This window comes from Marinobacter arenosus (genome assembly GCF_019264345.1).
Taxonomy (GTDB): Bacteria; Pseudomonadota; Gammaproteobacteria; order Pseudomonadales; family Oleiphilaceae; genus Marinobacter; species Marinobacter arenosus.
This window is the reverse complement of sequence record NZ_JAHVAO010000001.1, coordinates 1,627,493-1,641,578: the sequence shown is the minus strand read 5'-3', so window position 1 is coordinate 1,641,578 and position 14,086 is coordinate 1,627,493. Positions and strand designations below refer to the sequence as shown.

The 14,086-nt window shown below is 55.2% G+C and carries 11 protein-coding genes and 1 pseudogene; 5 read left to right on the top strand and 7 right to left on the bottom strand.

Features of this window, described 5'->3' with window-relative positions:
- Nucleotide 1: 1 nt before the first annotated feature.
- Complete coding sequence (locus KXD86_RS07615) at nt 2–1,117, top strand: ABC transporter ATP-binding protein (RefSeq protein WP_218635439.1); 1,116 nt, start codon at nt 2–4, stop codon at nt 1,115–1,117.
- Nucleotides 1,118–1,121: 4 nt separating this feature from the next.
- Here KXD86_RS07615 and KXD86_RS07610 read toward each other — a convergent pair whose 3' ends face one another.
- On the bottom strand, nt 1,122–2,654 hold the full coding sequence (locus KXD86_RS07610) for a cryptochrome/photolyase family protein (protein ID WP_218635438.1): 1,533 nt from the start codon (nt 2,652–2,654) through the stop codon (nt 1,122–1,124).
- 201 nt (nt 2,655–2,855) lie between these two features.
- On the opposite strand from KXD86_RS07610, the gene hemN reads away from it, so the two are divergent.
- The 3 genes from hemN to KXD86_RS07595 all read left to right on the top strand — a co-directional run bounded on the left by hemN (nt 2,856) and on the right by KXD86_RS07595 (nt 6,645).
- Complete coding sequence (gene hemN, locus KXD86_RS07605) at nt 2,856–4,274, top strand: oxygen-independent coproporphyrinogen III oxidase (RefSeq protein ID WP_218635437.1); 1,419 nt, start codon at nt 2,856–2,858, stop codon at nt 4,272–4,274.
- Nucleotides 4,275–4,890: 616 nt separating this feature from the next.
- Complete coding sequence (locus KXD86_RS07600; protein WP_218635436.1) at nt 4,891–5,199, top strand: hypothetical protein; 309 nt, start codon at nt 4,891–4,893, stop codon at nt 5,197–5,199.
- A gap of 267 nt (nt 5,200–5,466) precedes the next feature.
- Nucleotides 5,467–6,645: a low temperature requirement protein A gene (locus KXD86_RS07595; RefSeq protein ID WP_218635435.1), complete on the top strand. Its 1,179-nt coding sequence runs from the start codon at nt 5,467–5,469 to the stop codon at nt 6,643–6,645.
- A 214-nt stretch (nt 6,646–6,859) separates the two neighbouring features.
- Here the strand turns inward: KXD86_RS07595 and KXD86_RS07590 are convergent.
- From KXD86_RS07590 to KXD86_RS07565, 6 genes and pseudogenes are all read right to left on the bottom strand, one after another.
- A pseudogene (locus tag KXD86_RS07590) lies at nt 6,860–7,097 on the bottom strand (alcohol dehydrogenase catalytic domain-containing protein); the annotation flags it as partial.
- A complete protein-coding gene (locus KXD86_RS07585) occupies nt 7,090–7,863 on the bottom strand; it encodes an SDR family oxidoreductase (RefSeq protein ID WP_218635434.1) in 774 nt (257 codons plus the stop codon). The gene KXD86_RS07585 and the pseudogene KXD86_RS07590, both read right to left, overlap by 8 nt.
- 100 nt (nt 7,864–7,963) lie before the next feature.
- Nucleotides 7,964–8,674 (bottom strand): PA1136 family autoinducer-binding transcriptional regulator, encoded by a 711-nt coding sequence (locus tag KXD86_RS07580; protein ID WP_218635433.1) that lies wholly within the window; start codon nt 8,672–8,674, stop codon nt 7,964–7,966.
- A gap of 5 nt (nt 8,675–8,679) precedes the next feature.
- A complete protein-coding gene (gene hchA, locus KXD86_RS07575; RefSeq protein WP_218635432.1) occupies nt 8,680–9,543 on the bottom strand; it encodes a glyoxalase III HchA in 864 nt (287 codons plus the stop codon).
- Nucleotides 9,544–10,170: 627 nt separating this feature from the next.
- Nucleotides 10,171–11,556: an FAD-binding oxidoreductase gene (locus KXD86_RS07570; protein WP_218635431.1), complete on the bottom strand. Its 1,386-nt coding sequence runs from the start codon at nt 11,554–11,556 to the stop codon at nt 10,171–10,173.
- A gap of 115 nt (nt 11,557–11,671) precedes the next feature.
- Nucleotides 11,672–13,063, bottom strand: coding sequence for an NAD(P)-binding protein (locus tag KXD86_RS07565; RefSeq protein ID WP_218635430.1), 1,392 nt, complete (start codon nt 13,061–13,063; stop codon nt 11,672–11,674).
- Nucleotides 13,064–13,771: 708 nt separating this feature from the next.
- Between KXD86_RS07565 and KXD86_RS07560 the strand changes: the two genes are divergently transcribed.
- A complete protein-coding gene (locus KXD86_RS07560) occupies nt 13,772–14,074 on the top strand; it encodes a hypothetical protein (protein ID WP_218635429.1) in 303 nt (100 codons plus the stop codon).
- Nucleotides 14,075–14,086 lie beyond the last annotated feature (12 nt).

Here is a 14,086-nt window from a genome sequence, read left to right as displayed (position 1 = left end):
AATGTCTCAACTGGAACTGCGTGACATCCGAAAAACCTATCCCGGAGCGGCCGAGGAGACCCTCAAAGGTATCGATATTGATATTTCCTCGGGGGAGTTTCTGATACTGGTCGGCCCGTCCGGTTGCGGTAAATCCACGCTGATGAACACCATCGCCGGGCTTGAATCGATTTCCGGCGGTGAAATCGTGCTCGATGGCCAGGACGTGTCCGGCGTCGAGCCGAAGGACCGGGACATCGCCATGGTGTTTCAGTCCTACGCCCTGTATCCCACCATGTCCGTGCGCGAGAACATCGCCTTTGGCCTGAAGATCCGGGGTATGGCGAAAGACCAGATCGAGCAGGAAGTGGAACGCGTGGCTGACCTGCTGCAGATTTCCCACCTGCTCGACAAGAAGCCGTCGCGACTGTCTGGTGGCCAGCAGCAACGGGTCGCCATGGGGCGTGCCCTGGCACGCCGCCCGCGCATCTATCTGTTTGACGAGCCGCTGTCCAACCTGGACGCCAAGCTGCGGGTGGAGATGCGCACCGAGATCAAGAAGCTGCATCAGCGACTGAAAACAACCATCGTTTACGTCACCCACGACCAGATCGAGGCGATGACGCTGGCAGACCGCATTGCCGTGCTCAAGGATGGCGAGCTGCAACAACTGGGCACCCCCAAGGATGTGTACGATTCACCACAGAACATGTTTGTGGCGGGTTTCATGGGCTCCCCGGCCATGAGTTTCGTGCCTGTGACCGTCGAGCAGGGGAATGGGGCGCTGTATGCGGAGGTGCGGGGTGGTGACGGTCGCACCGTGAACCTGCCGGTGCCGGATTACCTGGCCGACCGCGTGGGCAGAAGCGTGGTGCTTGGTATCCGCCCCGAGCACATCACCCAGCCTCAGGATCAGAAAGTCGACCAGGCCCTGGTGACCACGGGGGAGTTCATCATCGAGGTGACCGAGCCAACGGGCCCGGACGTCATCGCCCTGATCCGCCTGAACGACACCAACGTGCACTGTCGCATCGACCCGGAACATCCGGTGACCTGGGGCGAAAACGCCGAGCTGATGTTCGACATGAAGAAAGTGGTGTTCTTCGACCCGGAGACCGAAAAGCGCATCACGGGCTGACCGGTTAAAGCTGCTCCAGCTGGTCCAGCAGTGTGTTGGCCCGATGGAGCAGCGCTTCCCGCCGCTCTGGTTTCTGCTTGTCCCAGTTTCGGTACATCATGCCCATTCGGGGATTCCCCGCGAAGTCATCCCGGTGCCGGTTGATAAAGTGCCAGTACAGGGCATTGAAGGGGCAGGCATCGTCTTCCGTGCTCTTGTTCACCTTGTAGTGACAGTTGCTGCAGTGATCGGACATGCGCTGGATGTACTTGCCGCTGGCAGCGTAGGGTTTGGAGCCGAGATAGCCGCCGTCGGCGTGCATCACCATGCCCAGCACGTTGGGCAGCTCGACCCAGTCGTAGGCGTCGGCGTAGACCGCCAGGTACCAATCGCAGATCTCCTCGGGGGTGACGCCGGCCAGCAGGGCAAAGTTGCCCGTGACCATCAGTCGCTGAATGTGGTGTGCATAGGCGTTGCGGCGGGTCGCATCGATGGCTTTGTGCATGCACCGCATCTTCGTCTCGCCGGTCCAGTAGAACCAGGGCAGGCGGCGGGTGTTGCCCAGGCGGTTCTCTTTGGCGTAGTCGGGCATGTGCAGCCAGTAGATCCCCCGGACGAACTCGCGCCAGCCGAGGATCTGGCGGATAAACCCCTCCACCGCGTTGATCGGTGCCCGGCCCGAGTACCAGGCCTGGGCGGCGGCCTCACACACGGTCAGGGGATCCAGCAGGCCGCAGTTGATGTAGGGCGATAGAACGGCGTGAAACAGCCAGTCCTCGGTGTCGGAGATGGCATCCTGGAAATCACCGAAACAGGGCAGGGCAAAATCAATAAAGTGCTCGAGCGCCGCCTGGGCATCCTCCGGGGTAACGGCGAAGTGGAAGTCCTCGGTGGTGCCGAAGTGATCGGCAAGGTGTTTGTCCACCAGTTCGATCACTTCCCGGGTGATGGCATCCGGCTCGACGCGAAAGGGAGCGGGTGCCGGCGGCTTGCCGGTCCACTTTTTCCGGTTGTCGGCGTCGAAGTTCCATTGGCCGCCCTCGGGCTGGCCATCACCCGTCATCAATAAGCCGGTTTTTCGGCGCATTTCCCGGTAGAAGAACTCCATTCGCAGCTGTTTTCGGCCTTCGGCCCAGTCCGCAAACTCCTCCTTGCTGGCGATGAAGCGGGTATCCGGGCGAATCTCCACCGGCACGCCCAGCCGTTCGTGCCAATGGCTGATCTGTTCGTGCAGCCGCAACTCTCCGCACTCGGTGGTGATGACCCTATCCGCTTCCAGCGTTTGCAACTGGTCGGCAACCACGGCTTCCAGGCTCTGGAGGTCGTTGTCCGGATGGAACGTCTGGTAATGCACGTGCCAACCTTCCCGTTCGAGACCGTCTGCGAAGTGCCGCATGGCGCTGAACAGCAGCACGAGTTTCTTCTTGTGGTGATTGGTGTAGCCGGCCTCCTCGCCGACTTCGGCCATGACGATCCGGTCCCTCGTCGGGTCGGCATCATCGAGGGCGCTGATGTCGGGGGTCAGTTGATCGCCCAGGATCAGGATCAGGTTGGCCATATCAGGGTGCTCCACAGGTTCCAGAATGCCCCAAAGGGGGTAGCCTGAATACGCCAAGGGCACAAGGGTGGTTCAAACGTCGGGGTGTTAAAGTGAAAGTCATCATCAACTGACCCGCATCAAGGGGCGACGGGCAATCGTCCGCGATAATGGGCCAACTTTCCGGTTTACCGATTCATTCCGACGTTCAGAGTTATAGTTATGGCTTCCGAAACCGCCGTTGCAGCTGCCGCAAACGACCTTCCGGCGTTCATCTGGGATGACGCGCTGATCCGCCGTTATGACCTCAGTGGCCCCCGGTACACCTCGTACCCGACGGCCGTGGAGTTCACCTCCGATTACACGGTGGAAGACATGGTGCAGGCGGCGGCCCGCAGCAAGGCCAGTGGCCGGCCATTGTCCCTGTACACCCACCTGCCGTTCTGTGCGCACCTCTGTTATTACTGCGCCTGCAACAAGGTGATCACCAAGAAACGCGACAAGGCGATGCCCTATGTCGAGCGGTTGCTGAAGGAGGCCGCGATCCAGTCCCGCCTGTTTGGCGCCGATCGGCCGGTCAAGCAGCTGCACTGGGGTGGTGGCACGCCCACGTTTCTGCCGAAAGATGTGATGGCGCATCTGATGGCGGGCTACGGGGAACTGTTCAACCTGAAGACCGGGGCCGATCGGGACTACAGCGTGGAAATCGATCCCCGGGAGGTGGACCAGGATACCCTGCCGACCCTCTGGGATCTGGGTTTTAATCGCATCAGCCTGGGTGTCCAGGATGTGAATCCGAAGGTGCAGAAAGCGGTAAACCGCATCCAGCCAAGGGAGATGACCGAAGCGGTGCTCCAGGAGGCCCGTCGGATCGGTTTCCGCTCCATCAACCTGGACCTGATCTACGGCCTGCCACACCAGACGCCGGAGAGCTTTGCCGAGACCCTGGAGGCGGTGATCGAGATGTCACCCGACCGTCTGTCGGTGTTCAGCTACGCGCATCTGCCGGACCGGTTCTATCCGCAAACCCGTATTCTGTCGGATACCCTGCCCACGCCCCAGCAGAAGCTGACGATCCTGCACAACACCATCAACCGCCTGCTCGAGGCCGGGTACGAGTACATCGGCATGGACCACTTCGCCAAGCCGGACGACAGCCTGGCGGTGGCCCAGCGGGCGGGGCGTCTGCACCGGAACTTCCAGGGCTACACCACCCATTCCGACTGTGATCTGGTGTCCCTCGGGGTTTCCGCCATCGGCCAGACCGACGATGCGTACTTCCAGAACAACCACGACCTGCCAGCCTGGGAAGCGGCTATCGATGCGGGCCAACTGGCCATTACCCGGGGTGTTGGCCTGAGCCGGGACGACCGCATCCGCCGCTGGGTGATTGGCCAACTGATCTGCCAGTTCCGACTTGATCGCCAGCAGTTTGCTGCGGAGTGGGGCGAGGAGTTCGACCGCTATTTCGCCGACGAACTGCGTCGTCTGGCGCCGATGGTGAAAGACGAGCTGGTGGCCGACGAGGGGAACGTCCTGCAGGTTCTGCCATCCGGCCGATTGTTGATTCGCGCCATCTGCCAGATCTTTGATCTGTATCGTAAGGAAGGCGCCAGCCAGCGGTTCTCGCGGATTATCTGATTCCAAGCCGCCCTGACAGGGATCTGTGAAGGATTATTCACTAGTGAATCCGTGATTGAGTGCCGGGATGGCTTGGATCAGCTCAGATGACTCGCGAGTTACGACCCTCACTCTCAAAACGAGCAAGGGCGGCTACTAAACAAAAGCGAACATTCGCCTCGCACTCAATCCAAGCCCGTTTTCCCGGTTCAGACCTAAGAAAGCCATCCTCTCTGGAGCTAAGGAATTGGTCTAAACCTGAGTTTCTGTGAGGGCGTTGTCGGCAAAGATGCCTGTAGAATTTATGGGCATATAATGAAAAGCACCTGAAATCCGCAAAATGCTTGCGGTTTAATTTGCACAGTGCTGCGCACTTTTCACAAGCCACCCTTGTAGGTCATTGTTTTAGAAAAGAACTTTTTCAGCCCCCTAGATTTAACTTGCGGAAATGTGCACAGATAAGCCGCGTGCAAACTTTTGACAGAGCCCGGGTTCGCAGAATCTTGGAAAGGCAGCTAGTATCCCTTTGAAATGGATCGGAAATTCGAACTGTGATTCAGGTCTAGATTGAAAGAGCCGACTGGGTTTAGTGCGAATTCAAACTAATAAGCTGTTATGGGCGTAGGTTGAATTGAGAATGAAGCACCCCGCTTTTTACATTGGGATAGCAGTATTCTTTGCATTCGCGATTTGGTTTCTGTTTTTCAGTCGCCCTGATGAAGCCTCTCTTGTTGTGCATGTTGGCGGCCCCACTTGGTCTGGGGTTTTGATGTTGGTTTTAGGAATCGGTTTTTTCGCATCTTATGTTTTTCAGCAGGCGGCGTTCGCGAAGCCATTTTTGTTCATTTGCCAACATTTTTCGGCTCCAGCTAGTGACAAAATGGCCTTGTTCTATGGCGCGCTATTGAGTATCGGTGGGATCGCTGTGGTGATTAATGCTCTCTGACTCGCGCTGGAGTGCTAGGGCCCATAACAAGTTGTTGTAGTTCGTTCTGGCCTCCGGCCTCCACCGGACGCCCCCTGTCGGGGCGCCGCTAAACAAAAGCGTTAAAAGTTAGGGATTTCATGTTTGGGTCAGATCGGGGCAAAACTGTTTCGCCCCGCTAGAATGACACTTAAACCGCATTGCCTCGAGTCTTTGTCTAGCATTTAATGACTCTTGGTCGACCAACAAAATGCCAGTTTGCATTTGTATCTCGGGGGGAAAGGGCCATTGGCAGGTTTCAAGAGCTACATTGCTTCGAGTTTATCTGCACTATCCCCAAGGGATAGTAATGCAGCCCACAGGCAGGCTACGCCTCTCGAACTTTTCTATGACCTGGTTTCCGTTATCGCAATAGCGGCAGCAGCCGCTGGCTTACACCATTCCATTTCGGAGGCCCATGTTCTGGAAGGGCTAGTCAAATACTTTGCCGCCTTCTTTTGCATCTGGTGGGCTTGGATGAATCATACGTGGTTCGCATCTGCTTATGACAATGACGACGCCCTCTACCGAGTCCTGACCTTTGTGATTATGACCGGGGCCCTTATCATGGCCGCCGGAATTAGAGAAATTTTTACAGAAACTGAGTTTATCCTGGTCTTAATCGGCTTCATTATCATGAGGCTGGCTATGGTAATGCTTTGGGTACGAGCCGCCCTGAATGATATCGAAAGAAGAGTGGCCGCAATTATCTATGCCGTAGGCATAGCAATGGCTCAGCTTTACTGGATCACAATCGTTGTTTTCCAATCAGATCTTGGCAGCCTTTTTTTTCCTCTTTTCTATCTGGGTATGTTGGTAGAGCTTGCTGTACCGGTTATAGCGGAACGAACTTCAAAAACGCCGTGGCATAGAGAGCATATTGTAGAGCGCTACGGGCTATTAAACATTATTGTTCTGGGTGAGACGGTTCTCGCGGTATCAATTGCGATCAGTCTGGCGGACAGCGGGCAGTACAGTCTCAAAATGCTTAACGTCGTCATTCCTTGCCTAATTATTCTTTACTCCATGTGGTGGCTCTACTTTTCGTGGGAAGGGCATTTAAAAGATAGCTCGGTAAAAATGGCAATCGTCTGGGGGTATGGCCATTTTCTGATCTATTCTGCCGGCGCGGCGGTGGGAGCGGGGATGGCAGCCTACATTGATTTTGTGGGGAACAACTCAGCCATGAATCAGGTTGCGACAACGCTCTCCGTTTCAATTCCAGTTTCTCTCTACTTTTTCGGTTTATGGTTTGTCAGGGACCGATTGGTTTTTTCTGGAATCAAGCGGCACATCTTATTGTTGTTTGGGCTCATCTCACTGTTGGCGTCTTTTGGGCCCGGGCTCTATGGTATTGCGCTCTGCACGCTAGCGGCGGTTGTGGCAAGAGGGTTTGTTTACCATCTATCGCTGGCTCCATCTGAGTAGTGCTTAATTGTTGGGATAGGAAGAGGGTGGGAGCAAGGTCAGAGGCGGGAAGTATTCTGGATGACTAGCGGACTATTTTTCACCGGAGGCCCAAAGTATATTTCCAACCCCCCGTCATACCAGAAATATGGCCTAGGAATGCTAGAAGGATCAGCATTCACCCACGCTGAAAACGATCTTACCACTGTGCTGGCCGCTCTCGAAAAGCGGCCATTACGACCCGCCCTGCGATCTCCAATCCTGGTGTCAGGGTAACGCCTTTCGGCATAGGGTAGGTGCCGAGTCGCTGCATCACATCCAGCCGGTTTACTCCCGCGGCCTCAACTCGAACGAGAAGTTCCTTAGGCGATGGCTTTGGAACAGCAGACTGCCGGGGTTGCAGAACCTCAGCCCCCCCCCCCTGGCTCTGTAGTTTCTATCTCGGTCATCTGAGTAGGTAAAGTATTAGACATCAATGTCCCATTCCTCTGCTTGTTGCTCCCTCGCCATCTTTTCCGCCGAAGCCGGTTTAACAGTCCGATATCGGTGGTTGTCGCTAACCAAAACGTCGACGATGGCATCAATCATTTCCACTGGGTCATGTTGCTTGTTCAATGGACGTGTCTGCCAATGGTCGATAGCGCGTTCATCCAGCCCCCACCATTGATCCATGGATTCCATGCCGGTGTCATTGAAACCTGTGGCAAATGCACCTGGGTTTACCGTAGCTACTTGTACTCCGTAAGGCTTTAACTCTTCCCGCATTGCAGAGCAGATGCCTTCCACGGCATGCTTAGAAGCGGCATATGCTCCATCCCACGGTACCTTAACCAAGCCAGCGACAGAGGACGTCCAAACAATCTTCCCTGATTTCCGGGCAACCATCTTTTTGGCAAACGATTGCGCCATCTCCAGTGCCGCAAAAACATTTGTTTCGAACACTGATCGCACCCGGCTCAATGGAATGTCGATCATCGAACCGGATTCCATGATGCCTGCATTATTGAAGAAGACATCAACGTCAAATCCGAGGGCATGCTGACGATCGATTTCGTCTAGGACATCGAGCTTGATGACTTTAGCTTTAAGGCCTTTTTGGGCAAGCGCTTGTCGAAGTTCGGTTACCTGGGGCCAGATCTGGCAACCAGCGATGACGGAATGACCCAGTTTCGCGAGCTCAAATGTTGCCCCTCGGCCGAAGCCTGATGCGGCTCCAGTTATCAGGATTGTCTTTTTCATAAACGTGTCTCCAGACATCGTCGAACGAAAAACAGTTACGAACTGGGATATGTTCACCCGGCGGTGCCCACTCCGGATTCCATATCCGGTAATGAGAAGATCATCCCTCAATGTCACCATTACGAATCGCCAATCGCACGGCTTCGGCGGTGGTTGCTACACCAAGACGGTGACGCACTCTCCGAAGGTGATTTTCTACCGTGCGAATGGAAAGCCCCAAGGTGGCTGCGATATCAGCTTGTCGCCGCCCAACTGCCGTCCATGCCAACACCTCGCATTCGCGTTTTGACAGCGTTCCTGTTTCCTCGGCCTTAGGTTGCTCCATCAACCTGCGGGCCGAGAAAAAAGCAGTAATTGCCACTGAATGCATAGACAGGCGAGCCCGAGGAGATGCATCGATTCTCTCTCCCCCCAGGCTCACTGCGCCTGCAAGTCCGTGTGAGCCGAAAACAGGGATTTGCAGGCCATGGATACCAGGACCTAGAGGTTTGCGAACGACGCGATAACGTTCACCAGAATTATCAGCTACTTTGGTCCAGAAAAATGGCTGGTCCGTTTCCAAAATGTGTCGTGTCACCGGGCAGCGGCGAATATAGGTTGTGGAATTGACAGCCTCGCCATCTCCGAACCAGTCACCTTCTACCCAATAAATACGCTCTACGATTTCATCGATCATTGAGGAAGCGGAGTACAGCACATAGCGGTCGTAACCGTACTGTCTGGCGAAAGAGCGAACTACGTCCTGAATAGCCTTCAGGCTCTGACAGCTTTCAATAGTTATCGAAGTTCGAATCGCGTCGTCGATTTGCATACCTCTTAACCTTTACCAACCTCTTCGAGCAAGGCCTTAGCTGCAAGCTTTCCGAGATTATTTCCGGCTAGAGGACTATCACCCGTCAACATCTTCCGATCCTGATGGGTCGCTCCTGAAATATCAGTGTTAACTATGTCGAAGCCGAGAGCTTTCAGCTTTTCGCCAAACTTCCACGTCAGATGACCTGGCATGTAACCCATGCCGGGTGTCTGAGCATCAAGATCGTCAGGGAAGGCGCAAATCTTATACCCTGAAAAGGTGGACGTATCATTCACTGCCAGAAATGCTGCGGGTCCATGACAGAGTGAAATCATAAACTTGTCATTCTCTGTGGCCCATTCGAGCACGTTTTTCATATCCTGGCTTTCAGGAAGGCCAATCAGTGCGCCATGGCCGCCCGGAATAAACACCCCGATGTAGTCTGAATCCTTGCCCAGCGCCTTTTCGACTACATCTGCAAGCTTCAAAGGTTTCTTGAACTGGTCGCGATATTTGCCAAACAGTCCCTTCACTTCTTCGTCTTCAGATGGCATTGCCCAATACTCGAACTTGACCGGGTTGCCCGACAGCGTCGCGACATCGAAAGCAAAACCGGCTTTGTCCAGGTGGTACATCGGTAGAAGCGTTTCCACTGGATGGTTTCCAGTCGAAAACATGGTGCCGTTGTCCGTAAGAAGGTAACGCTCATCAGCGCCAACCATCAGGATCTTCCAGCGGCCGCCTGTATAGGGATCAGGATAGTTCGCGTCGCTCAGGTCAGATTTGGGCGAGGTAAACTGACTCAGAGAATAGGGCGATGGAAAGAACGCATTGTCCTCAGCAGGATCGGGAGTCGGCTGTTTATTCTCAGTTTGTAAATCGGTCATCACTGCCTCCATTGCTTGTTAGGGATTACCCTTTAACTATAGATGGCGGAATGGCCTAGTAAATGGGGGTTATCCCTCAACGAAGTGTTGCGAATTCCTTGCCGGGAACGGGGGTGAAGCAGTCAACTTCCCTGTGTTATGAGCAGGTTATTCCAACCACTGTTGCACCAACCGCTATCGATAGCGGGTATGGATCAACTGGGTTCAATGCTAAAAACTAAATCAATGTTCGCTTTGCGACCCGCGCTGCCTTTTCTGGTTTCTAAACAAAAGCAAACATTGGTAAGCCGTTGTAAAACCGCCGGTGGGTAACTCCCTTCGAAAAACCGGCCCCATTCAGCATTGCGCTACCAGACGCCAATGGCGTTAGCGGCTGGCCAAAGGATTACCGGAAAAGGGTCGAAATTAACCGTAACCATCCGGTAAAGCCGTGTTCACGTGCTCCGGGGGTGCGATGTGGACAAACTTAAAATACGGTCCGAAATCAGTCGACCACTGCATGGGTGGACAGGACAATAAACCAGTGCCTAAATCAAAGCGGATAAGAGCTGCTGGCAGGTCGTGCCCAAAAACAACCGTGCCCCCACTTTTCCGGGCCTTCTCGGAATTTCAAGCCGGGGGAAGTCCTCAGTGAGGACTGATATTCTGATTAATCCGGAACAGGTTTTCCGGATCATACTTCTGCTTCACCTCTACCAGCCGCTCGTAAGACTCCCCGTAGGCGAACTCAACCCGGTCGGTATCGTCCTCTGAAAGGAAGTTGATATAGGCGCCGCTGCTGGCATGGGGTTTGGCGGCATCAAAGAATGCGCGGGCCCACTGGCGGCAACGTTCGTCTTCCGCGGGTGTTTCCCAGCGTGCGTGCACATTCATTACATAATTTGCGTCGCGGCTGGAATAGGCCATGGCATCAGGCGCCACCCGGCCGGTCTGGCCACCAATGGAAGCAATAAATATCTCGCAATGGGGCGACGGCAGCTTGTCCCCGTACTCCAGCGCAACCTTTACCACATCGTCGGTCAGCTTTACAAAGTTGTGGGACTTCCAGTAATTGCGCGCACCCTCTGTCAACAGTGGATCAAAGGCCTGCTGCCAATTGACGAAAGGCTGAACACCTACATGCTCGCCATGCGGGTCGCCGAATGAGCGCAGGGGCGCAATCAGTTTTTCGCCAGCCTCCGGATCTCCAACATAGCAGATCGCCAGGGCGACAATCGGCTGGCCGTGGACCGACTCGGGCAGAAAAGGCAAGGGCGGCGCATGACGAATAACCAGCCACACATTGAGCTCATCAGGCATGGTTTCAGTAAAGCGCGCAAACTGGGTCACCACCGCCCTGGCCTGATCAAACGGAAATACCATCAGCCCACTCAACAAATCCGGCCCTACGGGGTGCAGCTCAAACTCGAACCGGGTAACAATACCGAAGTTACCCCCACCACCGCGGGTGCCCCAGAAAAGATCGGAATTCTCGTTGGCACTGGCGCGTGTCTGGCGGCCATCGGCTGTCACCATGTCAACGGACATCAGGTTATCGACGGTCATGCCGTATTTGCGACTGAGCCAGCCAAACCCGCCCCCAAGGGTCAGCCCTGCGACACCGGTTGTGGAATTGATGCCCAGTGGTGTCGCCAGGCCATGCATCTGGGCAGCCGCATCAAAATCGGCGAGTGTACAGCCAGGTCCGACAAACGCACGACGTTTTTCAACATCAATCTCGATGTCCTTCATTTGCGACAGATCAATCATCAGGCCATCGTCGCAAACGGCATTGCCCGCAATGTTGTGCCCGCCTCCCTTGACCGAGATCAGCAGTGACTGATCACGTCCGAAGTTGACCGCAGACACCACATCTTCCACCGAGCTGCACTTGGCAATCAGCGCGGGTTTTCGGTCAATCATGGCGTTCCAGATTTGACGAGCCTCGTTGTAACCGGCGTCGGTCGGCTCAAAGACAGGGCCAGCAAACTGCTCTTTGAAGGTATCAACCGTTCCTTGCTGTAAACTGGTCATAGCCATCTCCCTGCCCCAACGGGGCTTGACTCTTTATCCTGCGCCCTTCCAGCTGGAATGCCAGTGCATTATTAGACCGTTTCGGGACTACAGCAGAAGGATTAGTCATTTTTGGTCAGGCGGCTTTGGTCCGGACGAGTTTCACTAGGTTGCCCACCGCCGCCATCCCGGAGCGCTTGATGCGTTCGTGGGCATCGGCGACGCTCGGCAGATCGCGGTAGAGCTTGATTCCGCAGAGCGGGTTCAGCCTTGTATTCTTGGCCCAGTTTGCCAGATCCGGGTAGGCCGCCCGGGCACGTTCGTTTGCAAGGCCACTCAGGAACGCCGACAGATAATCTGTATTCACGTCCCAGTATGTGATCGGTGGGCACAGGCGATTTTTCTTGTCATCACTGTCCAGGGTTGCCTCGACAACGCCCAGCATGGCGAACTGGTAGCACGCGAACCCCCACAGGAATGGCTGAACGGTTACCAGGCCAGGCTCAAAAATCGGACGAAGAGGCGGGCGCGAAAGCCCTTTCGATGCGCAGTGGACATGCATGGTCCCCTCGCTTGTGGGCACGCTGCCCTCTTCAAGGATGATCTGGTCCCGTTCTATTCGCCGCACATGCCCAAGGCGGATGACGTCCTTGATCTGACGCAGAAGCTCCAGTTCTGCTTCGCTGATCACCGCACCCCGGAACATGGTTGGAACAATGTCGGGGTCAATGCGAAGAAAGAATTTGTCAATTTCCAGCCTCGATACCAGATCCTCAATCGAGGTCGCCTGTGCCATGGCTTCGAGCTGCACAGCCATACCCTGATAAAAATCCGGAAGCAGATCATTGGGCTGGTGAAAGCGGCGGTTCAACCACCATGACTCGCGCGGTCTGATCCACTGAATTGCAGAAGCGGAAACTCCCTGTTCCAGCAGCCAGACACAGGCATCCAGAGCGGTCTTGCCCGCACCGATGATAACGAAGCGTTCCGGGCGGTCCGTGATACTGGCAATTCCACCTGCAGGGACACAGTGAACGCCGTCGGCCACTTCAAACGGCGGCGCACTGGCACCGGGAACGGCGCCTTCGGTATAGGTGGTGTCGACCACCTTACGCCGGACATTCGCCGTCCAGGATTTTTGTCCCAGCCGGGAGGTAAAGTGGCCATCACCCAGATAGTCACAGTTCGGAAAATAACGAACACGGCCACCAGGGAGGAAGTGGCGTTGCATCACGTGGCTGTAGTAGGCCCGGATTTCGTCGACACCGGCGAGCTCGTAGAAGCCGGCATTCGTGCCCGTGCCATCGATGGCATTTTGACCAAGCGGTACCGAACTGACCCCATAAAGGGAAGAAGGCTGGTGCAGGCGGACGTAGGGATAAGCATCAACCCAGTGCCCACCAGGCGCGTGGCGTCGATCAACGATGGTGACAGATGCGTCGGAATGGGTGAGCAGCGAGTCCGCAAAAGCCATGCCCGCAGCCCCGGCACCCACGATGAGATAGTCCGTTTCAAGTTCTTCGTTCATCATGAACTCCCAAGAACGACGCAACCTTTTTCATCGCTTCACGGCTCGATGGCTTCACTGGTTAGTTTGCGGTCACGTTACTCATTCAGTTTAGCTCGGGTTTCAATCTTTCATTCCTACTTGTTGTAATATTGATGTCGAATAGCCTTCCGTGAAGACCGTCTTAAAGGCCTGATTCACAGCCTTGAAGAGGTTGATCCCCGATTGCGTATTAGCCTGAAAAACGAAGGGTTCGAACTAATTGAAGCGGAGAATGGTTAGGTGAGACTCGGGTCTTAATGTTCGCTTTGCGACCCTTGCAGCCTTCTCTAGATCCTAAACAAAAGCCGACATTCGCGCTTCTCAATTCTGGGCCGGTCTTCGACCCATTTGAGGGTGTGAACTGACCTGCCCCATTTTGATCTCCAGTCACTGCCGGAGATGTCGTCACCGGTTAAAAAGCCACAGCGGCACAGCTATCCGGGCTGGTATCCGGGGACTTACCAGACCGGTTTTGACGTCGGCAAAGGCGAGTACCGGATCGCGATCCGGGGTTTGTTGGTTATGTACCGCGCCTCTGCGCACCGTGCGGTGACACATTCTCGATACCGGGTGGAACTTAACGTGCTTTTGAAATGTCTGAATATTGTAAGCCCGCGGTGCGTGGGCGTCGGTTAGTAGTCCGACTTTGCTGGATTGATCAGAGAGGGCTACAAGATGAAAAAAATAATGAATGTACTGCTTCTGGCTGCCGTCGTTAATGGGTTGGCAGCCTGCGCGGCGTTCCGCGAACCGACTTACGGTGAGCAGATTGAGGACGAAGGCATGGCGTTGAGGGAAGTCGGAGCTCAGTGGTCAAAGGGCGAGTCGCTGGTGGAAAAGGGCGAGGAGCGGATCAGGAGTGGTCAGGAACGGATTCGTGAGGGCGAACGCATGGTCGAGGAAGGACGCGAGATGACCCGCGAGGGTACCGAGCTCATGCGCGATTCCAAACTTCGCTACGAACAGGGCGGTGGCGATTCCGCGTACTGATTCTTGTTTCCT